This window comes from Mesorhizobium sp. M1027 (assembly GCF_040318745.1).
Classification (GTDB): Bacteria; Pseudomonadota; Alphaproteobacteria; order Rhizobiales; family Rhizobiaceae; genus Mesorhizobium.
Genome location: NZ_JAMYMW010000006.1, coordinates 329,749 through 352,788, shown reverse-complemented (window position 1 = coordinate 352,788; position 23,040 = coordinate 329,749). Strand labels below are relative to the sequence as shown.

Here is a 23,040-nt window from a genome sequence, read left to right as displayed (position 1 = left end):
AATCCCACATCCCGCCGCGCTGCGTGGCCGCGCATTTGGTAAAAATAGACCCCACCCGGGCCGGCCCCGGCCCGCCCCTCTTGTCTGGAATTCCGGTTCGGCTGTTAGAGCGGTTCATCGTTTTCACGGAAAACGCCGAACCGCTCTATCTCTTTGTTTTGACGCAATTCCGGACGGAAAACCGTTTCACACTTTTCCTGGAATTGCTCTAGTTGTTACCGAAGAGGTTGCGGTCGGCGCCCTGAGGCGCGGACTTGGGCACATCGCCAGACGAATTCAGCAGTTTGTAGATCGGCGAGTTGCTGTCACGCACCGAATATGTCTGCGTCTTGTCGACATTGACGGTCGACTGCTTATTGATGTCGCTCCCGCCAACATTGTCGTTTTGGGCATAGGCGCCGCCGGCGGCAATCAAGAGAGCGGCGGCAGTAAGAACAATCTTTTTCATTTGGATACTCCTGGATTTCGCATCAAAGCGGCGGGCATGCCCGCCCGCCTTGATGGTGGGATCGGCTGTTAGTTGTTGCCGAAGAGGTTGCGATCGGCGCCCTGGCCGACCGGCTGCTTTTCAGCCTGATCCGACTTCTTGAGGGAGGCCGTGTACGAGCTGTCGACCGCGACAGCCGGCTGGTTGGCTCCGTTGGAACCATAATTGTCGCTGCCGGCGAAGGCGCTGCCGGTGATGGCCAAAACGGCGACGGCGGCAAGAAAGATCTTTTTCATTTCAATACTCCTGAATTTTTTCAGATCCCGGCGGCGGATTATGCCCGCCGCCCTGATGCTGGGATGGGCTGTTAGTTGTTGCCGAAGAGGTTCCGGTCGGCGCCCTGGACAGGCTGCTTGTCAGCATCAGCCGGCTTCTGAATGGAAGCCGTGTACGAGCTGTCGCCCGAGGCGGCAGGCTGGTTCGCACCATTGGAACCATAATTGTCGCTGCCGGCGAAGGCGCTGCCGGTGATGGCCAAAACGGCGACGGCGGCAAGAGCGATCTTTTTCATTTTTAATACTCCAGTATCTTAGTCTCAGTCCGTCTAGCGGCGTGTCTTGGGAGGAGTTCGCGTCGTTCGGACCGCCCCGATGTGGGAAAGCCAATGGCCAGTTTCCAATCACGAAGTTGTTTGGTGTGGACCAAGAATCTACACCTTGAAATTGTGCCACGGACTCCCTCCGCCACATTTTTAGCGTTTAATGTCAACAAGATAGCCCATCGCCTCGGTCTGACTGCAAGGGGAGTTGGGAGGCAGCGTTCACAGCGTCCTGCACGCATTGTCAACAGAAACGAACCGTTCGGTTCGATTTTTTAAACCGATAAAAGTCGCAGCCGGGGTTGTTTGTCGAATCGTTAACCATTTCAGCCAAGCGCGGCCTCGCCGTTCCGCCGGTTTTCGGCCCGTTTAGGCCGGCCGGCAAAGGCAGCAACAGGGCAAGCAGAACCGGGTCAGACCCCGTAGCGTTCGGTGCGGATGAGAGCCGCAGGCACCCCGGCATCGATCAGTGCCTCGGCGGCGGCCGTCACGAATGCGTTCGAGCCGCAGACAAAGGCCAGCTTCGGCGGCGCGGGCAGCCTGGTCATGGCTTGCACCATCATCGCGGCGTCGACCCGCCGCGCATAATCCGCCGGACGGCGGGCCGGCTCGCGCGTCAGCGTCAGCACCAGGTCGAAGCCATCCCGGCGCTCGGCGAGGTCCATCAGCTCGTCGCGAAAGATCACCTCGTCCCAGACCCGCGCCGAAACCACCAGGGCGGCGGCAACCAGCGACCCCCGCATCGCCCGGTGACGGACCATCGACATCAGCGGCACCACGCCCGACCCACCGCCGACGAGCAGGAGCGGTCCGCCATCGCCGTCGGACCAGACGAAATGGCCGCCGAGCGGCCCGCGCAATTCGAACTCGTCGCCCACCGCCGCGATCTCGTGAAAGAACGGCGAGACCTCGCCGTCCTCGAGTTTTTCAATCGCCAGCTCGATGGTCTCGCCGGTCTCCGGTGCCGAGGCGATGGAGTAGGAGCGCCGCGCCTGATAACCGTCAGGCGCCGTCAGCCTGACATCGACATGCTGTCCGGCACGGTAGGCGAAGGGCCGAGACGGCTGCAGGAAAAAGCTGGTGACGCGCGGCGTGCGCTTTTGGATGCGGGTGATGGTGACTATCTGCCAGGGCGACTGCGCCGCCGGTGCGTCGCTCATGGATCGTTCGTGTAGCGCTGCTCGCGCCACGGGTCGCCATAGATATGATAGCCTCGCAACTCCCAGAAACCCGGCTCGTCACGCTCGGTGAACTGCAGCCCGTTCAGCCATTTGGCCGATTTCCAGAAATAGAGATGCGGAACGAGCAGCCGCGCCGGGCCGCCATGGTCGGGGGTGATCGGCTTGCCCTCGTAAAGCAGCGCCACCATCGCCTTGCCGCCGGTGAGATCCTTAGTCGGCACGTTGGTGGAATAGCCGTCGAAACCCAGCGCCAGCGTGAAGGCGGTGGGCGGCTCGATGCCGGCGTCGGCAAGGATGTCGTCGACCAGCACGCCCTGCCACGCCGTGTCGAACTTGGTCCATGCGGTGACGCAATGGATGTCGCGCGTCATCTTGGTCAAGGGCAGCGCGTTGAACTCGGCCCAGTTCCACTTCTTGATCGGCCGCGGCCCGTGCTTAAGCGTGAACGACCAATCCTCGGTGCGCACATGCGGCGTCGGGCCGGCCGACAGGACCGGGAAACCTTGCTCGAGATATTGCCCCGGCGGGAGACGTGCACCCGTATCCGTCGGCGGCTTTCGTCCGGAAGAGAAACCTCGGGTAGCCATCGAGAATATCCGTTTGCGCAAGGTCCAATCGACCTTTGTCAGTTTTCTCGAAGACGCGCGCGCGGGCAACCGAAATCTTCTCGGCCTGGCGGCAATGCCCTCCATCGATCTTGGCAGCGCGGCGCCTGCCTCAGCCACTGGCGAAGGGGACGGCGACAAACATCTGGGCGTCGCCGCGCTGGACAAGCAGCAGCACCGATTTCTTGCCGGATTTGGCAGCCTGCACGATCGCCTGGTTAGCCTGCCTGGCGCTTCTCACCGGATGCTGGTCGACGGCGACGATGATATCGCCGGGCTGGATGCCGGAAGCCGATGCCGCCTTGTTCGGGTCGACGCGCTCGACCAGTGCGCCGTGCTGGTTGCCTGCCAGGTTCATTGCCTGGCGTACATCCGGGGTGACATCCATCAGGCGCAGACCGAGCGCCGGTGCACGGAGGCCCTGCTCCGTCGACGGCTGACCCTGATCGCCGGTCACCGATCCCGTTGCCATGTCGTCTTCGTTGCGCCCGATCTCGACCGAGATCTGCAGGCTTTGGCCCTTGCGCCAGACATTGAGGGTTTCCCTTGTGCCGGGCGCAACGTCGGCGACAGCGCGCGACAGGTCCCTTGGGTCCTTTATGTCGCGATCGGCGAAGCTGGTGATGACGTCGCCGGTCTCGATGCCGGCCTTGGCGGCCGGCGATCCGTCGCTGACCTGCGCGACCAGCACGCCGGCGGGGTGATCGAGGCCGATGGCGCTCGCCATATCAGGCGTCACCGGCTGGATCTGGACGCCGAGGTAGCCGTACTGGATGGACCCGCCCTTCATCAGCTTGGCGACGACCTTTTGCGCCTGGTCCGAGGGGATGGCGAAGCCGACGCCGACGCTGCCGCCATTCGGCGAAAAGATCGCCGTGTTGATGCCGACGACATTGCCGTTCACATCCGTCAGCGGGCCGCCAGAATTGCCCCGGTTGATCGGTGCGTCGATCTGGATGAAGTCGTCAAACGGCCCGCTGTGCAGGTCGCGGCCGCGCGCCGAGACGATGCCGGCCGTGACCGTGGTGCCAAGGCCGAACGGATTGCCGAAGGCGAGCACCTGGTCACCCGGCATGAGCTTGTCGGAATCGCCCCATCTGACGGTCGGCAGGGGCTTGCCGGCTTTGACCTTGAGCACGGCAAGATCGTTCTTGGCGTCATGGCCGATCAATTTGGCGGGAAGCTCGGTGCCGTCGTCGAGCGTCACCTTGATCGATTGGGCGCCATCGACAACGTGATTGTTGGTGACGATGGTGCCGTCGCTGGCGACGATGAAGCCTGAACCGAGGGCCTCGGTGCGCGGCGCCTGTTCCGGCGGTGTTTTGGGAGCGGGCAGTCCCTGGTCACCGAAGAAATGGCGGAAATAGTCGTCGAAAGGGGAGGTTCCGCCAAAGGGAGAGGCGTCGCTCATGGTGTCGGGCTGTTGTACTTTCATGACCGTCGTGATGGTCACCACCGCCGGCTTATCGGCCGCCACGACCGGCGCGAACGAGCCGCTCGGCGCCGTCATGCCGGTGACGGGAGGGGTGACCGTTGCCGCCAGGACATCATTCAGCCTGGGAGCGAGAGGCAGGGCGAAAGGGCTGACGATCAGCGCTGCGCCCAGCAGAGCGGCGACGCGATGTCTGCGAAGGGTCTGGATTGGTGACATGGCCGTTGTCCGGGCGAGAGATTGGTGAAGCGCCCTAACGTTCCGTCACCGGAACAATTCATCGGCGCGTCGGTCGTCGGCCTTGCCTGTCTCGCCTGTCAGGCAGCCGACCGGATCGACAGCCCCGCATCTAGGGCGCCGATGATGGTTTCCAGATAATGTTACGAAGATTTAATTTTCGGCTGGCAACCGCCGTGCCGGGCTGGCGCCGAAACCCGAAAACAAAAACCCGCCTTGCGGCGGGTCGTTGGGGCAAATCAGCACCATACACAAATTACTAGCATAGCTGCCGGCACAAAGCAAGAACAAAATAGCTGTGCAAGCCAAATCAGGCCGCCCCTCACTGCCCCGCCAAGGCTTCCTATGCCGCTGTCCCGTCCGTTCGCCTGAGATACGCCGAGGCGATCTCGCGCATCCGCCTGCCGTCGAAGCTCGGTCCATGACCGGCATGGCCGATCCGGATCGGCAGGTCGAGCAGCCGCTGCATGGTGCGGCGGTAGGCGGCACGATCGGAATCCGGCAGGTCGTCGATCAGCGTGGCGTCATAGATGGCGTCGCCGGCGAAGAACAGGCCGTCTGCCTCATCGAACAGCGCGATCGAATCCGGAGAGTGGCCGGGCAGGTGCAGGACGCGGAATTGCCGGTCGCCGAGGTCGATCCTATCGCCCTCGTCCAGGGTCCGGTCCAGCGGCGCCGGTGGAATCCTGTAATCGGCCGCTTTCCAGCCCTTTGCCGGCAGTCTGGAGACGGCGCCTTCCAGATCATGGAACATGTAGGCGTAGGTCACCGCTTCGTCCATGCTGTCGAACTGCGTGGCGCTGTGGCGCGGACCTGCCCGTAACGGAAACTCGTGCAGCGAGCCGACATGATCGAGATGGATATGCGTGGCGACGACGAGCAGCGGCTTGCCGGCCGGCGTGTCGATCTGCGGCGCCAGCGGGCAGATCCCCATGCCGGTGTCGACCAGCAGGTCGACATCGCGGCCGCGCACATGCCAGATGTTGGCGCGCACGAAATCATGCACGAAGGGCTCGGTCAGCATCATCGTCTTGGCGTCGACGATGGTTTTGCTGAACCAGCTGTCCATCAGATCAAGGCCGGCATCAGACGAACGGCTTACCAACCCTGTACTTTCGCGGAACCAGCCGCTTCAGATAGGCCATGCCCGCATCGGACAGCCGGTTGACGTCGGGCAGCATGAAATCATCCGGCATATGGCGCGTCTTGCCGGCGACGTTCTTCAGCGGCACCTTCTTCAGTACGGTTTTTTTGCCGTCATATTGCAGCGCCACCGAACCGCCGCCCTCGTCGGCCACGGTGACGGCGAAGGCACCGGCATCGAAGGCCTCCTGCGCGTCCACCGCGCTGATGGCGCCGACATAGCCGCGCGGCATATAGCCGAGCGCATCGACGCGCGCCCGCTTGCCCGGCAATCCTTCGGCGAGCGCGCGCTCCAAGGCTGCCGGCAGGTCGCTGCCCGACAGCTTGACGTTGCCGTGCTGGTCGCGCTCCAGCCTTTCCGGCGGCACCAGGCTTTCGACCAGCGCCTTGCCGTCGGCGGTGCTGACGCCTTCGGAGACGGCAACGATGCAGCGCTTGTGGCGGTCGAGCGTGGCGCGCACGTCGTCGATGAAACCGGCCGCCGAGAACGGCCGCTCCGGCACGTAGACGAGATGCGGGCCGCTGTCCTGGTCGAGCTGCCAGGCCGCGGATGCGGCCGTCAGGAAACCGGCATGCCGCCCCATGACGATGCCGACATAAATGCCCGGCAAAGCGCGGAAATCGAGATCGACCGAAAGAAATGCTCCAGCGACGAACTCGGCCGCCGACATGAAGCCGGGCGTATGGTCGTTCTCCTCGAGATCGTTGTCGATGGTTTTCGGCGCATGCACGAAGGCGATCTTGCCGCCGGCGGCGTCGGTGAGGACCTGCTGCGTGCCCGAGGTGTCGTTGCCGCCGATATAGATGAAGGCATCGGCGCCGGCTTTCTTCAAGCCGTTGAGGATGAGGTCGCAATAGGCGGCATCCGGCTTGTCGCGCGTCGAACCGAGCGCGGCGCTCGGTGTCGCCGCGATCAGCCGCAGGCGGTCCTCGGGGATGGCGGAAAGATCGACGTAATTGCCGTCACGAATGCCGCGCACGCCGTGGATGGAACCAAGCACCTTGGCGCCGGGATGCCGCTTGCGGATTTCGAGCGCAGCACCCACCACGGTCTGGTTGATGACGGCGGTCGGGCCGCCGCCTTGCGCGATGACAAAAGTTCCGGCCATTGTTCACGTCTCCCGGGCGATGAAATCGCAGGCACTTTCGCCTGTCTTGCGGCATCGCGCAACGGCAGAGTGATCGCTGAAGGCGAAGCCGCCGTTCAGACGACGACGACCGGGTTTTTCTTGGAGACGCGGCTGTAGAGATCGATGATGTCCTGGTTGATCAGGCGCACGCAGCCCGACGACATCGCCTGGCCGATGCTCCACCATTCGGGCGAGCCGTGGATGCGATAACCGGTGTCGCTGCCGTTCTGATAGATGTAGAGGGCACGCGCGCCGAGCGGATTGTCGAGGCCGCCCGGCTGTCCGCCTTGCCACTTCACTAGTTCCGGCCTGCGGGCGATCATCTCGGGCGGCGGGGTCCAGACCGGCCATTCCTTGCCGTACTGGATGTTGGCGCGGCCGGACCAGCGGAATCCGTCCTTGCCTATACCGACGCCGTAACGGATCGCCTCGCCGCCGGGCTGCACCAGATAGAGCAGCCGTTCCTGCGAGTGAACGACGATGGTGCCGGGCTGCTCGCCGGTCGGATCGACGACGATCTGGCGGCGAAACTCCGGCTTGATCTTGAGATAGGGCACCTCCGGCACGTTGAAGCCACCGTCGGTAAGCGAAGCGTACATCACGTCGGGGCTGGTGATGTTCTTGTCGACGCTGATGCTCGGACGGACGGGCCGGATCGAGCCGGTGGTGACGTCGTCGAGCTGGAGCGACGGCAGATCCAGCGTCTGGCTGCAGCCTGTGACGCCGAGCAGCGCTAGCGCGCCGGCGCCGGACAGCACCGTGCGGCGGGAAAGCTGTAGTTCGGTTTCGATTGCGTCGCCATTATGCGGCAGCGACAGACCGTGCGGCAACTCACGCATTTACCCAAACCCTACGCTGTCGGCGGGAAACACGGTCCGGCCGGATAGCAGGCATTTTCACCAATCATGGTTGAAAAAGCGTGAAGGCCAGCCGCCTGGCGTTAACGAGGGGCTTTTTCGATTCTTGCCTCTTTACATCTGCGCGAGGTCAAGGATTTATCCTCTTCTTTGAGCTCAAGGAGAAGAAAATGTCCTTCGAAAACTGGGCCGCGTTTGCCGCTGCCTCGGCGGTCCTTCTGGTCATTCCTGGCCCGACCATCCTGCTGGTGGTTTCCTATGCACTTGGCCAAGGCTGGCGCACCGCGCTGCCGATGGCAGTCGGCGTGGCGCTCGGCGACTTCACCGCGATGACACTGTCGATGCTGGGCATCGGCGCGCTGCTGGCGGCGTCGGCCACCGTATTTGCGGTGCTGAAGGTGATCGGCGCCGGCTATCTGATCTATCTCGGCATCAAGCTGTTTCGCGCCGGCGGCGCGCTCCGGGCCGAACCGCGCACCGATGCGGTGTCATCGGCGAAAATGGCGGCGCATGCCTGGCTGGTTACTGCGCTCAATCCGAAAAGCATCACCTTCTTCGTCGCCTTCCTGCCGCAGTTCCTCGACCGGCACGCGGATTTCTGGACACAGATGCTGATCTTCGAGACGACCTTCCTGACGTTCGCCTTCGCCAACGCCGTCGGTTATGCGCTGATCGCCGCAAGGGCGCGCAACGTCGTGCGCAATCCAAAGGCGATCCGCATCTTCAACCGCACCGGCGGCACGCTGCTGGTCGGCGCAGGCATCGCCACGGTGGCGATGCGATCGGGCAACTGAGGACACGCTATGGCGGTCAGGGATGCATTCGGCCTGACACTGTCTGGCGCGACGGAGGCCGGGTTTTCGTCCTACAGCCAGGCCGTGCGCGAATTGCAGTGCTTCATCGGCGATCCGGTCGGCTCCATTGACCGGGCAATCGCCGACGATCCCGGCTTCGTCATGGCGCAGGTGTTCAAGGGTTATCTCTTTGGCCTCGCCACCGAGCGTGAGGCGATGGCGGTGGCCAAGGCATGTCACGAGGCGGCGCTGCCGCTTGCCGCGACGACACGTGAGCAGGCGCATGTCGCCGCCCTTGGCCACCTTGCGGAGGGACGCTGGCACGAGGCCGCCCGCGTGCTGGAGGATTTCGCCATCGAGTTTCCGCTCGATGCGCTGGCGCTGCAGACCGGGCACCAGATCGACTTCTTCACCGGCAACGCGCGCATGCTGCGCGACCGCATCGGCCGCGCGCTGCCGTCCTGGCAGAGCGGCATGCCGGGCTATCACGCCATACTCGGCATGCAGGCCTTTGGCCTGGAGGAAATGGGCGATTACGCGCGCGCCGAAAAACTTGGCCGTACGGCGGTCGATCTCCAGCCGCGCGACGGCTGGGCCCAGCATGCGGTGGCCCATGTCATGGAGATGCAGAGCCGGCAAAAGGACGGCATTCTGTGGATGCGCGCCAATCCCGAAGCGTGGACGCGGGAAAGTTTCCTGCAGGTGCACAATTGGTGGCACCTGGCGCTGTTCCACTACGATCTCGGCGAAATCGACGAGGTGCTGGCGCTCTATGACGGGCCGATCTATGGCGAGCGCTCGACGCTGGCGCTCAACATGGTCGATGCCTCGGCGATCCTGTGGCGGCTGCATCTCGGCGGCGTCGATGTCGGCAGCCGCTGGGCGGCGCTCGCCGCCAACTGGTTGCCCAAGGCCAGCGCCGGCCATTATGCCTTCAACGACGCCCACGCAATGATGGCGTTTGTCGGTGCCGGCCTCGACGCGCCGGCCAGCGGCTTGCTCGAGGCGCAGCGCGAGGCGATGCGCGGCAAAGACGACAACGCCGCTTTCACCCGGGATGTCGGCCATCCCCTGACGCTCGCCATCAAGGCATTCGGCGAGGGCAATTATGCCGGGACGATACGCCTGATCCGGCCGATCCGGGCGATCGCCCATCGCTTCGGCGGCAGCCACGCCCAACGCGACGTCATCGACCTGACGCTGATCGAGGCGGCATTGCGTTCCGGTGATGGCGCGCTGGCAAGGGCGCTGGCGGCGGAACGCGCGCTGGCACGGCCGGACAGCCCGTTGTCGGCACTGTTTTCACGGCGCGCAATCGCTCTCGCCGCGAATTGACCAAGATCAAATCTTGCCTTAAAAACTGCCCCGGCCAGATTTTTTCGAGTGTCGAAAAAATCTTCGCGTGTTGACTGGAGCGTTTTTCCGGCAGCACGATTGCCGGGATATCTTCGCCGTCCGTGTCGCAGGACTGGGCTGGGGAGCAACAAAGACCGTCGCCGCCAGGCCTGACGGACATGGGAGGAAGCATGTATCTCGGCCTCGATCTCGGCACGTCGGGCGTCAAGGCGCTGCTGATCGATGCAAGTCAGGGCATCGTCGGTTCCGGCCATGCGCCGCTCGATGTGTCGCGCCCGCATCCCGGCTGGTCCGAGCAGAACCCGGCCGACTGGATTCGCGCCTGCGAAGCGGCGATCGCCGAGCTGCGGTCCACGCATGCGAAGGAGCTCGCGGCGGTGAAAGGCATCGGCCTTTCCGGCCATATGCATGGCGCCACCCTGCTCGATGCCGCCGACCAGGTGCTGCGCCCCTGCATCCTGTGGAACGACACACGCAGCCACGCCGAGGCGGCTGCACTCGATGCCGACCCGCGCTTTCGCAAGCTGACCGGCAACATCGTCTTTCCCGGCTTCACCGCGCCAAAGCTCGCCTGGGTGAAAAACAACGAACCGGCTGTTTTTGCCAAGGTGGCAAAGGTCCTGCTGCCGAAGGACTTTTTGCGGCTCTGGCTCGCCGGCGACCATATCTCGGAAATGTCGGATTCGGCTGGCACGTCGTGGCTCAACATCGGCAAACGCGACTGGTCCTCCGAACTGCTCGCAGCGACGTCGCTCGATGAAAGGCAGATGCCGTCATTGGTCGAAGGCACGGCCAAGGCCGGTGCCTTGCGCGGCGAACTGGCTGCGAAATGGGGCATGCAGACGGGCATCCCGATCGCCGGCGGCGCCGGCGACAACGCGGCCTCGGCCTGCGGCATGGGCACGGTCGGCGCCGGCCAGGCTTTCGTCTCGCTCGGCACGTCGGGCGTGCTTTTTGCCGCCAACGCGTCCTATCTGCCCAATCCGGAAAGTGCGGTGCACACATTCTGCCACGCACTGCCCGGCACCTGGCACCAGATGGGCGTCATCCTGTCGGCAACCGATTCACTCAACTGGCTGTCGGCAATTGCGGGAAAAGGCGCCGTCGAGTTGACCGCCGAACTCGGCGATGCGCTGCAGGCGCCGACCGGTGTCTCCTTCCTGCCGTACCTGTCAGGCGAGCGGACGCCTCACAATGATTCCGTCATTCGGGGCGCCTTTACCGGGCTTGCCCACGAGTCCGGCCGCGCGGCGCTGACCCAGGCCGTGCTCGAAGGCGTCGCCTTCGCCTTCCGCGACAGCCTCGAAGCCCTGGCCAAAGCCGGCACGACGCTGACCCGGGTGACGGCGATCGGCGGCGGCTCGCGTTCGCGCTACTGGCTGAAGGCCATCGCCACAGCGCTTGGCCTGCCAGTCGATATTCCAGCCGACGGCGATTTCGGCGCCGCCTTTGGCGCCGCCCGGCTTGGCCTGATCGCGGCGACCGGCGCCGATCCGCGCGCCGTGTGCACGGCGCCGGCGACGGACGCCACGGTCGAGCCGGTCGCCGCCCTCGGCGGTGCCTATGCAGATGCCTATCAGCGCTACCGCCAGCTTTACCCGGCGATCAGGAGCGCCACGGCGTGAGCGGTTTCCCACCCTCGCCGTGGCCTGCCGAGAAGGCCTCACTGTGCCGGCACCTTGTCGAGAAAGCCGGTGACGCTTTTCAGCCGGCCATTTTCGATGACGCCGATATCGGTGCCTTCGATGACGGACTCGACGCCTTCCGGCCCGAGATTCCAGGAGAAACGGATGGTATCGGCGAAGCCGTCCGGCTTGCCTTTCAGCGAGAACCTGAAGCCGGCAAAGCGCTGCTGCACGCCTTCGATCAGCGCAGCGATGCCGTCATGGCCGTCGCCCTGCATGATCGGATCGCGGTAGCCGACGTCCTCGGTGAAGGTCGCCTCGAGCAAGGCTTTCCTGCGTGCGGCGTCGCTCTCGTTCCAGGCGGCGATGTAGTTTTCGGCAATGGTGTTGAGGTCGGTCATGGTCTGTCTCCTTCGTTGGGTGGCTTTGACATGAGCCTTTTCGACCAGCGCCAGCGCGAAACCAATTACGCCTGAGGTAATCAGGCCGAACCATGCGAGAGGAAAAGAACATGAGCAGCGGTTTTTTCGGCGACATCCAACAGATCAAATACGAGGGACCGGATTCGACCAATCCGCTGGCCTACCGGTTCTACAATCCCGACGAGATTGTCGCCGGCAAGCGGCTCGAAGACCATCTGCGCTTTGCCGTCGCCTATTGGCATTCCTTTGCCTGGCCGGGCGGGGATCCGTTCGGCGGCCAGACATTTGACCGGCCGTGGTTTCCGAAGGCCGGCAGCACCGACACGATGGAGTTGGCCAAGCTCAAGGCCGACGTCGCCTTCGAGATGTTTTCGTTGCTGGGCGCGCCTTATTTCTGCTTCCACGATGCCGACGTGCGGCCGGAGGGCCGGGACTTTTCCGAAAGTGCGGCGCGGCTCGACGAGATCGCCGATTATTTCTCGGAAAAGATGAAGCAGACCGGCGTCAAGCTGTTGTGGGGCACGGCCAACCTGTTCTCCAACCGCCGCTTCATGTCGGGCGCCGCCACCAATCCCGATCCGGACGTCTTTGCCTATTCGGCGGCGACGGTGAAACACTGTATCGACGTCACCAAGCGTCTGAACGGCGAGAACTACGTGCTGTGGGGCGGCCGCGAGGGCTATGAGACGCTGCTCAACACCGACCTTGCCCGCGAGCAGGAACAGGCCGGCCGTTTCCTCAATCTGGTCGTCGATTACAAGCACAGGATCGGCTTCGAAGGCACCATCCTGATTGAGCCGAAGCCTCAGGAGCCAACCAAGCACCAGTATGATTACGACGTCGCCACCGTCTATGGCTTCCTCAAGCGTTTCGGACTGGAGAATGAGGTCAAGCTCAACATCGAGCAGGGCCACGCCATCCTGGCCGGCCATTCGTTCGAGCATGAACTGGCGCTGGCCAATGCGCTGGGAATCTTCGGCTCGATCGACATGAACCGCAACGACTACCAATCGGGCTGGGACACCGACCAGTTCCCCAACAATGTGCCGGAGATGGCTCTCGCCTACTATCAGGTGCTGCAGGCCGGCGGCTTCAAGACCGGCGGCACCAATTTCGACGCCAAGCTCAGGCGCCAGTCGCTCGATCCGCAGGATCTGCTGATCGGCCATATCGGCGGCATGGATTGCTGCGCTCGCGGCCTCAAGGCGGCAGCGCGCATGGTCGAGGACAAGGCGCTGTCCGGCCCGCTCGCCGAGCGCTATGCCGGCTGGGATTCGGCCGAAGCCAAGGCGATGCTTGCCGGCAAGCGCACGCTGGAGGAAATTGCCGAGCGCGTCGTCAAGGAGAAGATCGAGCCGCAGCCCAGATCCGGTCGTCAGGAACTACTCGAAAACGTCGTCAACCGGTACGTCTGAGGCATACCATCCCGCGGCCGCATTGTTCAGCGGCCGCGGGATAAAGACGACTTTCCGCGGGGCTGACACCGACAAGGTTTGCCCCGTGCGAAACTTTCGGTCTGCTTGCTGACCGGGCCTGGCATTTGCCTTAGCCGTGATCGAGGCCTCTCAGGTAGGCGCAGAACATGTCGGCCATGGCGTCGGCGTAGGCTTCGATCTCCGCGGGGGTTCGGGGCAACTCCGAGAACTGCTTCCCCACCGTGCTGAGCGTCGTCATGACCAGGTCGCCGGCCAATTCGCGAGTCGCTTGCGCGGCGTTGGGCAACGCCTTCTGCATGAAGAGCTGGATGGTGCGGTCTCCGGACGCCCTTGCCGCCTGCGCCTCAGGCGCGTCGCGGTAAAGCGGTGCGGCGTCGTCGAGCGCCACACGCACCGCGGCCTCGTCACACTCCGAGCGGAGGAAGGCGTGGACCAAGGCGCGCAGCCGTTCAAGTGGCGGTTTCCCGACATCCTCGAGGATGTCGCGCAGCAAATCGGTCGTCTGCCGCCATTCGTCGCTCTGGAGCCGGAACAGGATCGCCGCCTTGTGCGGAAAATACTGATATAGCGATCCGACACTGATACCGGCCTTCTCGGCCACCCGCGCCGTGGTGAAGCGCTGCGCGCCTTCCTTCGCCAAAACCTGAACAGCAGCCTGCAAAATCGCAGCAACGAGCTCTGCCGAGCGGGCCTGCTTGGGCTGTTTTCGCGAGGAAATCCGCGGACTGCGGTGATCGCTCATTGAGAGGCGCGCCAATGCGATTAGTAAATGCGAATGAATAGTCGTATTTTGAATGCCGCACAAGAACGCATTCCATTCTGACTGGAGACCGATATGACCACACTGTCGACAACGCCGCTCGCGCCCCTGCTGGATCGCCTGTTCGAGGAAGCCGCTGCCGCAACGAGCCCTGCGGTGGCGGAGCTCTCCGCCGAAGATCGGATGCGCCTGGTTCGAAGCAAGACCGAATACCTCGATTTCTATGGGCGGCTAAAGGACCTCTGGCTTCCCGTTTCGCGAGAGACCGGCACGCTGCTCTACATGCTGGCACGGGGCAGCAGCGCAAGGACGATCGTTGAATTTGGAACCTCGTTCGGCATCTCGACCCTGCACCTTGCCGCAGCCTTGCGGGACAATGGCGGTGGCCGCCTCATCACCAGCGAGTTCGAGCCATCCAAGGTGGCGCGCGCCAGGAACAATCTGACGGCAGGCGGTCTCATCGACCTGGTGGAAATCCGAGAAGGAGATGCGGTGCAAACATTAAGCGTCGATCTTCCCGAAACCGTCGACCTGCTTCTGCTCGACGGCGCCAAAGCGCTCTATCCAGAGATCTTGAGTCTGGTCGAAAGCCGCCTCAGGCCGGGCGCCTTCGTCGTTGCCGACAACGCCGATCTTTGCCCCGAATACCTCGAGCGGGTGCGCTCGACCGGAAGCGGCTACATGTCCACGTCGTTCAGCGAGGATGTCGAGCTGTCGATGCGGCTTGGCTGAAGCACTGCCTGACCTACTGGTACGATAGTGCCTAAGATGGGCGGCGGCGGATAAAACTTTGCCCGGCGCCGCCCATCAATCGCCTCGCTCTTGCCTTCAAACAGCCGTCACGAACCTCCTATAGTGTGGTTCGTGGCGGGAACGGAAAGAAGGAGGCGAAACGATATGCAGCACGAACGCGAAATCGACGCCCTGCTCTCATCTGGCGAGGCCGGATCGATCATCGACCGGCTGATGGCGCTGCCGCACCCGAAGCAAGGTGCGCTGAGTGCGAACGAATGGGATCGCGCGGTCGCCAGCCGCTTCGAGACCCATCTTGCGAGACAAATGCGCTCGCAGATCGACGGCAACAGCGACCGCCAGGACGCTGCCTGATCTACCTTTGTCTATGCATTGCCGTTGTCCCAAAACCGTTACGGACTTTTGGGCGACATGCATTATCCCCGACGCAGCCTGACCGGCGCTTCGCCGAACGCTCTTGAAAACGCTCTGGAAAATGCCGCGGCGGACGAAAACCCCGTTCGCCCGGCAATATCGGCCATGGCCACGCGCGTGTCGACCACCAGCCGGCGCGCGGCGCCGAGGCGCAGCCTGAGATAATAGGCGCCGGGCGTTTCGCCGATCGACTTGCGAAAGATACTTTCCAGCGTTCGTGCCGTCACCCCGGCGCGCTTGGCCACCGCGGCTATGGTCAGCGGCTGGTCGATATGCGCTTCCATCAGCCGGATGGCTTGCGCCAACCTGGGATCGTAGCCGTCGAGACGGCCGAGCGAGACCAGCGGCTGCGCGTCGGTCGCAGCGCGCGCCTGGTCGTAGATGAAGACGCTCGCGACATCGAGCGCCACGGCCATACCGAGCCGCGTGCGAATCAGATGCAGCATCAGGTCGAAGGTCGGCGAGGCGCCGCCGGAGGTGAACACCGGGCCGTCGATGACGTAGCGGTCGGGGCGCACGTCGACGCCGGGAAAGGCCGACGAGAAATCCTCCATGTCCTCCCAGTGGGTGGTGGCGCTGCGCCCTTCCAGCAAGCCCGCGCGCGCCACCAGCCACGTACCCGCCTCGACGCCGCCGCAGGCGCGTGCCGCGCGCGCCGCCCGGCGCAGTCCGGACAGCAGGGCCGATGTGGCATAGTTCTGCGTGCCGAATCCGGCGACGACGACCAGCATGTCGGTTGTGTCAGCCGCATCGAAGCGGCCGCTGACCGCCACCGGCAGGCCGCATGTGGTAACCGGCGCCTCGCCCGTCACCGAGACCAGCCTGAAATCGAACAGCGTCTCACCGGCAATGCGGTTGGCGGCGCGCAATGGATCGACGGCCGAGGCTACGCACATGATCGACGAGCCGGAGAATACCAGCAGCGTTACCTTGAGCGGCAAACGTTCGGCACGAAAGATCGTCGGCTTTTCGTTTTTGATCACACGATCTTCGTAAAACGCAAAACAGTTTCCGGCAAGTCAGGCATTCTTGCCCTACGTCCTATTGGGAGAGAGTCCTATGCCGTTAGCGATGAACCGTGAGGTCTTCATTACCTGTGCCGTGACCGGGTCCGGCAGTTCGCAGGATCGCAGCCCGCATGTGCCGCGTTCGCCCAAGCAGATCGCCGATTCGGCCATCGAGGCGGCAAAGGCAGGTGCGGCGATCGTCCACTGCCATGTGCGCGATCCCGAAACCGGCAAGCCTAGGCGCGACGTACACCTTTATCGTGAAGTAACGGAGCGCATCCGCGCGGCGGATGTCGACGTGGTTTTGAACCTGACCGCCGGCATGGGCGGCGACATGGTGTTCGGCCCGCCGGAAAACCCGCTGCCGCTGAACGAAAAAGCCACCGACATGGGCGGTGCCAGCAACCGCATGGAGCACGTCCGCCAGTGCCTGCCGGAAATCTGCACGCTCGACTGCGGCACGATGAATTTCGCCGAGGCCGACTATGTCATGACCAATACGCCCGGCATGCTGCGTGCCATGGGCGGCATGATGACGGCGCTCGGCGTCAAGCCGGAAATCGAGGCTTTCGACACCGGGCATCTGTGGTTCGCCAAGCAATTGGTCGAGGAAGAAGTGCTGAAGCCGGACGCCTTGGTGCAATTATGCATGGGAGTGCCGTGGGGGGCGCCGGACGACCTCAACACCTTCATGGCGATGGTCAACAATGTGCCGGCGACCTGGAACTGGTCGGCTTTTGCCATCGGCCGCAACCAGATGGCCTACGTCGCTGCCGCGGTGCTCGCCGGCGGCAATGTCCGCGTCGGGCTGGAGGACAATCTCTGGCTCGACAAGGGCGTGCTGGCGACCAATGCGCAGCTGGTCGAGCGGGCGGTCAGCATCGTGTCGAATATGGGCGCCAGGGTCATCGGCCCGGACGAAGTCCGCAAGAAGCTCAACCTGACGAAGCGCGCACCGCTTTGAACGCGGAATCGGTTGGGAGGAGCCGCCGATGAAGACCGTGAAATTCACCGCCATGAAGGACGGCGACCGCGAGGATTACGCCTTCCTCACCGAGCACGAGATCGACTACGCGGCAAAGACCGGCGAACGGCTACTCGACGCGCTCGTCCAGCTGGATGCGGGCCTCTCGGGCTACAAGATCACCCGGCTCGGCCATTCGCTGCAAGCGGCAACGCGGGCCTGGCGCGGCGGCGCCGACACCGACTGGATTGCCTGCGCCTTGCTGCACGACATCGGCGACATCTACGCGCCCTATAATCACGACGAATATGCGGCGTCGATCCTGAAACCCTTCGTTCGCGAGCAATGCACCTGGGTGGTGGAAAAGCACGGCGATTTCCAGCGCCTCTATTACGCCCATCACCTCGGCGGCAATCGGCACGCCCGCGACCGTTTCGCCGGGCACATCTACTTCGACGATTGCGATGAGTTTTGCGAACGCTGGGATCAGTCGAGCTTCGATCCCGACTACGAGACATTGCCGATCGATTTCTTCCGGCCCTTCGTGCTCGAAGTGTTCGCGCGCAAGGCCTATGACGCGTCCGTGATCCGTGCCGGCGAACGCGTCGCCCTCACCGACCCCGCAACAGCCAGCACAAGAACCGGAGCTTCCGCATGAGCATCATCAACAAGGCGGCCGCCATCGGTGGTGGCGTGATCGGCGCCGGCTGGGTCGCGCGGCTGCTGCTCAACGGCATCGACGTATCGATCTTCGATCCCGACCCCGAGGCATCACGCAAGGTCGGCGAGGTGATGAGGGGAGCGCGACGCGCCTACAAGCAGATGCTGCCCGGCGGCCTGCCGAAAGAGGGCAAGCTCACCTTCGCCAAGACGCTCGCCGAGGCGGTGGCCGATGCCGATTTAATCCAGGAAAGCGTGCCGGAGCGGCTCGACCTGAAGCACCGCGTGCTGGCCGAAATCGACCTTTATGCGCCGGCCAACGCAATTGTCGGCTCCTCCACTTCCGGCATCAAGCCGACCGACATGCAGGTGGCGATGAAGAAGCATCCGGAGCGGCTGGTCGTCGGCCATCCGTTCAACCCCGTCTATCTGCTGCCGCTGGTCGAGATCGTCGGCGGCGAACAGACCTTTCCCGAGGCGATCGAGGTCGCCAAGGAGATGTATGCCTCGATCGGCATGAAGCCGGTGGTAATCCGCAAGGAGATCGAAGCCTTCGTCGGCGACCGCCTGCTCGAAGCGGCATGGCGCGAGGCGCTGTGGCTGGTCAAGGACGGCATCTGCACGGTCGAGGAGCTCGACGACATCATGCGCTATGGCTTCGGCCTGCGCTGGGCGCAGATGGGCATGTTCCAGGTCTATCGCGTCGCCGGCGGCGAGGCCGGCATGCGCCACTTCATGGCGCAGTTCGGCCCGTGCCTGAAATGGCCCTGGACCAAGCTGATGGACGTGCCGGAGTTCAACGACGAACTGGTCGAGCTGATCGCGACCCAGTCGGACGACCAGGCGCACGGTCTGTCGATCCGCGATCTCGAAAAGATCCGCGACGACAATCTGGTCGCCATCATGGAGGCACTGTCGAAGCAGAACAAAGGCAAAGGCTGGGGTGCCGGCGCCTTGCATAGGGACTACACCAGGCAGTTGGCCAAGCTTGCGGCGAAGAAGCCCAGCGCCTCCAGGGCGGCCGAAAAGGCCAAGGCTGAAAAGCCGAAGAAAAAGAAGAAAGGCTGAGACCATGGATTTTGGTCTTTCGGAGGAGCAGAAGCTCATCGTCGAGACGACGCGGGCCTTCGTCGAGAACGAGCTTTACCCGCATGAGCGCGAGGTTGAACGCACCGGCGTGCTGCGCCGCGAGCTGATCGAGGAGATCAAGGCCAAGGCGATCGAAGCCGGCCTCTATGCCGCCAACATGCCAACGGAAGTCGGCGGCGCCGGGCTCGATACGGTGACCTGGCTACTCTATGAAAAGGAGCTCGGCCGCGCCAATTACGCGCTGCACTGGACCTGCGTGGCGCGGCCCTCCAACATTCTCCTTGCCGGCACGCCGGAGCAGCGCGAAAAATATCTGTTTCCGTGCATTCGCGGCGAGAAGTGGGATTGTCTGGCAATGACCGAGCCGGGCGCCGGCTCCGATCTGCGCGGCATGAAGGCAACCGCCGTGCAAGACAGCGACGACTGGGTGCTGAACGGCACCAAGCATTTCATAAGCCACGCCGACCTCGCCGATTTCGCCATCGTCTTCATGGCCTCGGGGGAGGAAGAATCTTCGCGCGGAAAACGCAAGAAGATCACCGCCTTTTTCGTCGACAAGGGCACCAAGGGCTTTACCGTGCGCGATGGCTACCGCAACGTCTCGCATCGCGGCTACACCAATGCCATTCTCGAATTCGACGATTGCCGGCTGCCGGCGAGCCAGGTACTCGGCGAGGTCCACAAGGGCTTCGAGGTCGCCAATTCCTGGCTCGGCGCGACGCGCCTGCAAGTCGGCGCCACCTGCCTTGGCCGTGCCGAGCGGGCGCTTGGCCATGCCATCGAATACGCCGCGCAGCGCCAGCAATTCGGCCAGCCGATCGGCAAATTCCAGGGCGTGTCTTTCAAGCTCGCCGACATGGCGACCGAGTTGAAAGCCGCCGACCTGATGGTGTTCGAAGCCGGCTGGAAGTACGATCAGGGCACCGTCACCGACCAGGACATGGCCATGGCCAAACTGAAGGCCACCGAAATGCTTGCCTTTGTCGCCGACGAGGCGATCCAGATCCATGGCGGCATGGGGCTGATGGACGATTTGCCGCTGGAGCGCATCTGGCGCGACGCCCGCGTCGAGCGCATCTGGGAAGGCACTTCGGAAATCCAGCGCCACATCATCTCGCGCGCGCTGCTGCGCCCGTTCGGGGCCTAGAGCATGACCCCAAAAAGTGGAATCCGGTCTTTGGAAAAGATCATGCTCAGACGAAAAGATGACAATGCACAGGCTTGAACGTCTTTTGCGGCCGAAATCGATCGCCGTCTTCGGTGGTGCGCAGGCGGCGGCCGTCGTCGCGCAATCGATCAAAATGGGCTTTGCCGGCGAGATCTGGCCGGTGCATCCGAGCAAGGACGAGGTCGCCGGCCGCAAGGCCTATCGCTCGGTGGCCGAATTGCCCAGTGCGCCGGATGCCGCTTTCGTCGGCGTCAACCGGCACTTGACCATCGAAGTGGTCAAGGCGCTGGCGGAGCGCGGCGCTGGCGGTGCGGTCTGCTTCGCCGCCGGCTTTCTCGAAACCGAGGCCTATGACGAAGACGGCGAGCGGCTGCAGGCCGAACTGGTCGCGGCGGCCGGCCAAATGCCGATCATCGGGCCGAACTGCTATGGGCTGATCAATTACGCCGACGGCGCGCTTTTGTGGCCCGACCAGCATGGCGGCATCAGGCTGCCGGAAGGCGGTCGCGGCGTTGCCATCATCACCCAGTCGTCGAACATCGCCATCAACATGACGATGCAGAAACGCGGCCTGCCGATCGCCTTCCTGATGACCGCCGGCAACCAGGCGCAGACCGGGCTTTCCGAAATGGCGCTCGGCCTGGTCGAGGACGACCGCGTCACCGCGCTCGGCCTGCATATCGAGGCCTTCGATTCGGTAGCCGGCTTCGAAAGGCTGGCGGCACGGGCACGCGAGTTGAAGAAGCCTGTTATCGCCATGAAGGTCGGCCGCTCCGAGCAGGCACGGCAGGCGACCGTCTCGCACACCGCGTCGCTGGCCGGCTCGGACGCGGCGTCCGGCGCCTTCCTGAGGCGGCTCGGCATCGCCCGGATCGATTCAATTCCCGCCTTCATCGAGGCGCTCAAGCTATTGCACGTCACCGGCCCCCTGCCCGGCTACCGGCTGTCATCGATGAGCTGCTCGGGCGGCGAGGCGTCGGTCATGGCCGACAGCGCCGAAGGCCGCTGGGTGACGTTTCCGCCACTCACCCCTGAGCACCGCGCGCGGGTCAAATCGACGCTCGGGCCGCTGGTCGCGGTGGCCAACCCGCTCGACTACCACACCTTCATCTGGAACAACGAGCCGGCGATGACCGCCACCTTCACCGCCATGGTGTCTGGCGGCTTCGACCTCAATATGCTGGTGCTCGACTTTCCGCGTCCCGACCGCTGCTCGGACACGGACTGGTGGGCGACGCTGCGCGCCTTCGAATCGGCGCTGAAGACCAACAGCGCGCAGGGCGCGATCGTCTCCTCGCTGCCGGAAAACCTGCCCGAGGAATACACTGCCGGCCTGATGGCGCGGGGCATGGTGCCGCTGTTCGGCATTTCCGAGGCCATGGACGCCGCCCAGGCGGCAGCCTTCATCGGCTGGGCGTGGCGCGAGCCGCAGGCGCAGCCGATCGACACTTCGGCGTCCGGCGCGCCGGCCGGCGACAGTGTCACGCCGGACGAGGCCGAGGCCAAGGCGCGGCTCATCGAGGCCGGGCTCCCCGTGCCGAAGGGCGAGCGCGCCGGCAATGCGGTCGAAGCTGTGATCTCCTCGATGGCGCTCGGCTTCCCGGTGGCGCTGAAGGCTCTTGGCGTCATCCACAAGTCCGAGCTCGACGCGGTCCGGCTCAACCTCAGGGATGCCGAATCGGTCAGCGCCGCCGCCCATGATCTCGGCCCCCTCGGCACCGGCCTTTATGTCGAGCGCATGGTGCGCGACGGCGTCGCCGAGCTGCTGGTCGGCTTCACCCGCGACCCGATGTTCGGCGCGGTAATGACGCTAGGCACCGGCGGCGTGCTGGTCGAGCTGTTGCGCGACAGCGTCACACTGATGCTGCCGGCGACCCGTGACGACATCGAGGCCGCTTTGCGCGGGTTGAAACTGTTCCCGCTGCTCGACGGTTATCGCGGTCGGCCGAAGGCCGATGTCGCAGCGGCAATCGATGCGATATCGGGCATTGCCGCTTTCGTGCAGCAAAATGCCGGCGAGATCGAGGAGCTCGACATCAATCCTCTGATCGTCTGCACCGAGGGCAAGGGCGCCTGGATCGCCGACGCGCTGCTGGTGCTGGGAGAGAACAAAAATGTCTGACGTCATCACCACCCGCCGCGAGGGCACGATCCTCGAAGTCATGCTCGACCGGCCCAAGGCCAATGCCATCGACCTGAAGACGTCGCGGCTGATGGGCGAGACGTTCAAGGCGTTTCGCGACGATCCCGACCTGCGCGTCGCCATCGTCAAGACCGCCGGCGACAAGTTTTTCAGCGCCGGCTGGGACCTGAAGGCAGCGGCTGGCGGCGATGCCGTCGACGGCGACTATGGCGTCGGTGGCTTCGGCGGGCTGCAGGAATTGCGCGACCTCAACAAGCCGGTGATCGCCTGCGTCAACGGCATGGCGGTCGGCGGCGGCTTCGAGCTGGCGCTGTCCTGCGACCTCATCTATGCGTCGGACCACTCCTCCTTCGCGCTGCCCGAAATCCGCGCCGGCACGCTGGCCGATGCGGCAACGATCAAGCTGCCGAAGCGCATCCCTTATCATGTCGCGATGGACCTTTTGCTCACCGGCCGCTGGATGGATGTCGCCGAGGCGCATCGCTGGGGCCTGGTCAACGAGGTGCTGCCCAAGGAAAGACTGGAGGACCGCGTCTGGGAAATCGCGCGGCTGCTTGCCGGCGGCCCGCCGCTGGTCTTCGCCGCGATCAAGGAAACGGCCCGGGTCGCAGAATCGCTGACCTTCCAGGATGCCATGAACCGGGTGACGCGCCGGCAACTGCCGACGGTTGACGCGCTCTACGGCTCGGAGGACAATCTCGAGGGCTTTCGCGCCTTTGCCGAAAAGCGCGATCCGGTGTGGAAGGGCAGATAGTGAGTGTCTCTGGAACGACGGCGTTCCGTCCCACCCCCCTCCGGCCTGCCGGCCAGGCGGATTCGTTACGATCCGTTCCGTTTCC

The 23,040-nt window shown here is 64.0% G+C and carries 25 protein-coding genes; 13 read left to right on the top strand and 12 right to left on the bottom strand.

The genetic code is table 11. The features are described from left to right. Positions 1-212, top strand: a 212-nt coding sequence (locus NKH50_RS14640; RefSeq protein ID WP_352879495.1) for a hypothetical protein, incomplete at its 5' end; no start/stop codon positions are given. Here the strand turns inward: NKH50_RS14640 and NKH50_RS14635 are convergent. The 9 genes from NKH50_RS14635 to NKH50_RS14595 form a co-directional block, all read right to left on the bottom strand. Then, positions 209-448 (bottom strand): DUF680 domain-containing protein, encoded by a 240-nt coding sequence (locus NKH50_RS14635; RefSeq protein WP_254815996.1) that lies wholly within the window; start codon positions 446-448, stop codon positions 209-211. The two genes, NKH50_RS14640 and NKH50_RS14635, sit on opposite strands and share 4 nt — an antisense overlap. Before the next feature lie 68 nt (positions 449-516). Next, positions 517-723: a DUF680 domain-containing protein gene (locus tag NKH50_RS14630; protein ID WP_254815995.1), complete on the bottom strand. Its 207-nt coding sequence runs from the start codon at positions 721-723 to the stop codon at positions 517-519. Between the two features lie 71 nt (positions 724-794). After that, positions 795-998, bottom strand: coding sequence for a DUF680 domain-containing protein (locus tag NKH50_RS14625; protein WP_352480241.1), 204 nt, complete (start codon positions 996-998; stop codon positions 795-797). A gap of 440 nt (positions 999-1,438) precedes the next feature. Then, positions 1,439-2,185: an FAD-binding oxidoreductase gene (locus NKH50_RS14620; protein WP_352879492.1), complete on the bottom strand. Its 747-nt coding sequence runs from the start codon at positions 2,183-2,185 to the stop codon at positions 1,439-1,441. After that, positions 2,182-2,793, bottom strand: coding sequence for a molybdopterin-dependent oxidoreductase (locus tag NKH50_RS14615; RefSeq protein ID WP_352879490.1), 612 nt, complete (start codon positions 2,791-2,793; stop codon positions 2,182-2,184). Before NKH50_RS14615 ends, NKH50_RS14620 begins: the two co-directional genes overlap by 4 nt. Positions 2,794-2,923: 130 nt before the next feature. Next, the gene (locus NKH50_RS14610; RefSeq protein WP_254815991.1) at positions 2,924-4,462 is read right to left on the bottom strand and encodes a DegQ family serine endoprotease; all 1,539 of its coding nucleotides are present in this window, start codon (positions 4,460-4,462) and stop codon (positions 2,924-2,926) included. A 361-nt stretch (positions 4,463-4,823) separates the two neighbouring features. Beyond that, positions 4,824-5,549 carry an MBL fold metallo-hydrolase gene (locus NKH50_RS14605; protein WP_352879488.1) on the bottom strand — a complete coding sequence of 242 codons (726 nt, stop codon included), beginning with the start codon at positions 5,547-5,549 and terminating at the stop codon, positions 4,824-4,826. Between the two features lie 16 nt (positions 5,550-5,565). Further along, the gene (locus NKH50_RS14600) at positions 5,566-6,732 is read right to left on the bottom strand and encodes a diphosphate--fructose-6-phosphate 1-phosphotransferase (RefSeq protein ID WP_352879486.1); all 1,167 of its coding nucleotides are present in this window, start codon (positions 6,730-6,732) and stop codon (positions 5,566-5,568) included. 95 nt (positions 6,733-6,827) lie between these two features. Then, positions 6,828-7,592 (bottom strand): L,D-transpeptidase, encoded by a 765-nt coding sequence (locus NKH50_RS14595; protein WP_352505924.1) that lies wholly within the window; start codon positions 7,590-7,592, stop codon positions 6,828-6,830. A gap of 188 nt (positions 7,593-7,780) precedes the next feature. On the opposite strand from NKH50_RS14595, the gene NKH50_RS14590 reads away from it, so the two are divergent. The 3 genes from NKH50_RS14590 to xylB all read left to right on the top strand — a co-directional run bounded on the left by NKH50_RS14590 (position 7,781) and on the right by xylB (position 11,385). Further along, positions 7,781-8,404: a LysE family translocator gene (locus NKH50_RS14590; protein ID WP_352879484.1), complete on the top strand. Its 624-nt coding sequence runs from the start codon at positions 7,781-7,783 to the stop codon at positions 8,402-8,404. Positions 8,405-8,413: 9 nt separating this feature from the next. Beyond that, positions 8,414-9,739: a tetratricopeptide repeat protein gene (locus NKH50_RS14585; protein ID WP_352879482.1), complete on the top strand. Its 1,326-nt coding sequence runs from the start codon at positions 8,414-8,416 to the stop codon at positions 9,737-9,739. A gap of 191 nt (positions 9,740-9,930) precedes the next feature. Next, positions 9,931-11,385 (top strand): xylulokinase, encoded by a 1,455-nt coding sequence (gene xylB, locus NKH50_RS14580; RefSeq protein WP_352879515.1) that lies wholly within the window; start codon positions 9,931-9,933, stop codon positions 11,383-11,385. A 38-nt stretch (positions 11,386-11,423) separates the two neighbouring features. Here the strand turns inward: xylB and NKH50_RS14575 are convergent, their stop codons facing one another. Further along, positions 11,424-11,786, bottom strand: a complete 363-nt coding sequence (locus NKH50_RS14575; protein WP_352505928.1) for a nuclear transport factor 2 family protein — start codon at positions 11,784-11,786, stop codon at positions 11,424-11,426. 110 nt (positions 11,787-11,896) lie between these two features. Between NKH50_RS14575 and xylA the strand changes: the two genes are divergently transcribed. Continuing rightward, positions 11,897-13,222, top strand: a complete 1,326-nt coding sequence (xylA, locus tag NKH50_RS14570) for a xylose isomerase (RefSeq protein WP_254815983.1) — start codon at positions 11,897-11,899, stop codon at positions 13,220-13,222. 130 nt (positions 13,223-13,352) lie between these two features. Here xylA and NKH50_RS14565 read toward each other — a convergent pair whose 3' ends face one another. After that, entirely contained in the window at positions 13,353-13,985 is a 633-nt protein-coding gene (locus NKH50_RS14565; protein ID WP_352879480.1) for a TetR/AcrR family transcriptional regulator, read from the bottom strand. Positions 13,986-14,078: 93 nt separating this feature from the next. Here NKH50_RS14565 and NKH50_RS14560 point away from each other — a divergent pair, with 93 nt between their 5' ends. Together NKH50_RS14560 and NKH50_RS14555 are read left to right on the top strand one after the other, a co-directional pair. Beyond that, positions 14,079-14,735, top strand: coding sequence for an O-methyltransferase (locus NKH50_RS14560; RefSeq protein ID WP_352751837.1), 657 nt, complete (start codon positions 14,079-14,081; stop codon positions 14,733-14,735). 165 nt (positions 14,736-14,900) lie between these two features. Next, positions 14,901-15,110 carry a hypothetical protein gene (locus tag NKH50_RS14555; RefSeq protein ID WP_254815980.1) on the top strand — a complete coding sequence of 70 codons (210 nt, stop codon included), beginning with the start codon at positions 14,901-14,903 and terminating at the stop codon, positions 15,108-15,110. A 62-nt stretch (positions 15,111-15,172) separates the two neighbouring features. Here the strand turns inward: NKH50_RS14555 and NKH50_RS14550 are convergent, their stop codons facing one another. Further along, positions 15,173-16,153 (bottom strand): GlxA family transcriptional regulator, encoded by a 981-nt coding sequence (locus NKH50_RS14550; RefSeq protein ID WP_352820177.1) that lies wholly within the window; start codon positions 16,151-16,153, stop codon positions 15,173-15,175. Between the two features lie 76 nt (positions 16,154-16,229). On the opposite strand from NKH50_RS14550, the gene bcoG reads away from it, so the two are divergent. From bcoG to NKH50_RS14520, 6 genes are all read left to right on the top strand, one after another. After that, positions 16,230-17,141: a 3-dehydrocarnitine:acetyl-CoA trimethylamine transferase BcoG gene (bcoG, locus tag NKH50_RS14545; protein ID WP_352480227.1), complete on the top strand. Its 912-nt coding sequence runs from the start codon at positions 16,230-16,232 to the stop codon at positions 17,139-17,141. Positions 17,142-17,169: 28 nt separating this feature from the next. Next, entirely contained in the window at positions 17,170-17,799 is a 630-nt protein-coding gene (locus NKH50_RS14540; RefSeq protein WP_352820178.1) for an HD domain-containing protein, read from the top strand. After that, positions 17,796-18,869: a 3-hydroxyacyl-CoA dehydrogenase NAD-binding domain-containing protein gene (locus NKH50_RS14535; protein WP_352820180.1), complete on the top strand. Its 1,074-nt coding sequence runs from the start codon at positions 17,796-17,798 to the stop codon at positions 18,867-18,869. Before NKH50_RS14540 ends, NKH50_RS14535 begins: the two co-directional genes overlap by 4 nt. Before the next feature lie 4 nt (positions 18,870-18,873). Further along, positions 18,874-20,037: an acyl-CoA dehydrogenase family protein gene (locus tag NKH50_RS14530; protein WP_352879476.1), complete on the top strand. Its 1,164-nt coding sequence runs from the start codon at positions 18,874-18,876 to the stop codon at positions 20,035-20,037. A gap of 64 nt (positions 20,038-20,101) precedes the next feature. Next, positions 20,102-22,180 (top strand): acetate--CoA ligase family protein, encoded by a 2,079-nt coding sequence (locus NKH50_RS14525; RefSeq protein WP_352879474.1) that lies wholly within the window; start codon positions 20,102-20,104, stop codon positions 22,178-22,180. Further along, positions 22,173-22,955, top strand: coding sequence for a carnitinyl-CoA dehydratase (locus NKH50_RS14520; protein WP_352879472.1), 783 nt, complete (start codon positions 22,173-22,175; stop codon positions 22,953-22,955). The genes NKH50_RS14525 and NKH50_RS14520 overlap by 8 nt, the downstream gene beginning before the upstream one ends. Positions 22,956-23,040: the final 85 nt, after the last annotated feature.

Excerpts from the sequence above, each read along its gene's own strand:
- NKH50_RS14635 (WP_254815996.1), bottom strand. The coding sequence starts at position 448 with ATGAAAAAGATTGTTCTTACTGCCGCCGCTCTCTTGATTGCCGCCGGC.
- NKH50_RS14630 (WP_254815995.1), bottom strand. The coding sequence starts at position 723 with ATGAAAAAGATCTTTCTTGCCGCCGTCGCCGTTTTGGCCATCACCGGC.
- NKH50_RS14625 (WP_352480241.1), bottom strand. The coding sequence starts at position 998 with ATGAAAAAGATCGCTCTTGCCGCCGTCGCCGTTTTGGCCATCACCGGC.
- NKH50_RS14620 (WP_352879492.1), bottom strand. The coding sequence starts at position 2,185 with ATGAGCGACGCACCGGCGGCGCAGTCGCCCTGGCAGATAGTCACCATC.
- NKH50_RS14615 (WP_352879490.1), bottom strand. The coding sequence starts at position 2,793 with ATGGCTACCCGAGGTTTCTCTTCCGGACGAAAGCCGCCGACGGATACG.
- NKH50_RS14610 (WP_254815991.1), bottom strand. The coding sequence starts at position 4,462 with ATGTCACCAATCCAGACCCTTCGCAGACATCGCGTCGCCGCTCTGCTG.
- NKH50_RS14605 (WP_352879488.1), bottom strand. The coding sequence starts at position 5,549 with ATGGACAGCTGGTTCAGCAAAACCATCGTCGACGCCAAGACGATGATG.
- NKH50_RS14600 (WP_352879486.1), bottom strand. The coding sequence starts at position 6,732 with ATGGCCGGAACTTTTGTCATCGCGCAAGGCGGCGGCCCGACCGCCGTC.
- NKH50_RS14595 (WP_352505924.1), bottom strand. The coding sequence starts at position 7,592 with ATGCGTGAGTTGCCGCACGGTCTGTCGCTGCCGCATAATGGCGACGCA.
- NKH50_RS14590 (WP_352879484.1), top strand. The coding sequence starts at position 7,781 with ATGTCCTTCGAAAACTGGGCCGCGTTTGCCGCTGCCTCGGCGGTCCTT.
- NKH50_RS14585 (WP_352879482.1), top strand. The coding sequence starts at position 8,414 with ATGGCGGTCAGGGATGCATTCGGCCTGACACTGTCTGGCGCGACGGAG.
- xylB (WP_352879515.1), top strand. The coding sequence starts at position 9,931 with ATGTATCTCGGCCTCGATCTCGGCACGTCGGGCGTCAAGGCGCTGCTG.
- NKH50_RS14575 (WP_352505928.1), bottom strand. The coding sequence starts at position 11,786 with ATGACCGACCTCAACACCATTGCCGAAAACTACATCGCCGCCTGGAAC.
- xylA (WP_254815983.1), top strand. The coding sequence starts at position 11,897 with ATGAGCAGCGGTTTTTTCGGCGACATCCAACAGATCAAATACGAGGGA.
- NKH50_RS14565 (WP_352879480.1), bottom strand. The coding sequence starts at position 13,985 with ATGAGCGATCACCGCAGTCCGCGGATTTCCTCGCGAAAACAGCCCAAG.
- NKH50_RS14560 (WP_352751837.1), top strand. The coding sequence starts at position 14,079 with ATGACCACACTGTCGACAACGCCGCTCGCGCCCCTGCTGGATCGCCTG.
- NKH50_RS14555 (WP_254815980.1), top strand. The coding sequence starts at position 14,901 with ATGCAGCACGAACGCGAAATCGACGCCCTGCTCTCATCTGGCGAGGCC.
- bcoG (WP_352480227.1), top strand. The coding sequence starts at position 16,230 with ATGCCGTTAGCGATGAACCGTGAGGTCTTCATTACCTGTGCCGTGACC.
- NKH50_RS14540 (WP_352820178.1), top strand. The coding sequence starts at position 17,170 with ATGAAGACCGTGAAATTCACCGCCATGAAGGACGGCGACCGCGAGGAT.
- NKH50_RS14535 (WP_352820180.1), top strand. The coding sequence starts at position 17,796 with ATGAGCATCATCAACAAGGCGGCCGCCATCGGTGGTGGCGTGATCGGC.
- NKH50_RS14530 (WP_352879476.1), top strand. The coding sequence starts at position 18,874 with ATGGATTTTGGTCTTTCGGAGGAGCAGAAGCTCATCGTCGAGACGACG.
- NKH50_RS14525 (WP_352879474.1), top strand. The coding sequence starts at position 20,102 with ATGCACAGGCTTGAACGTCTTTTGCGGCCGAAATCGATCGCCGTCTTC.
- NKH50_RS14520 (WP_352879472.1), top strand. The coding sequence starts at position 22,173 with ATGTCTGACGTCATCACCACCCGCCGCGAGGGCACGATCCTCGAAGTC.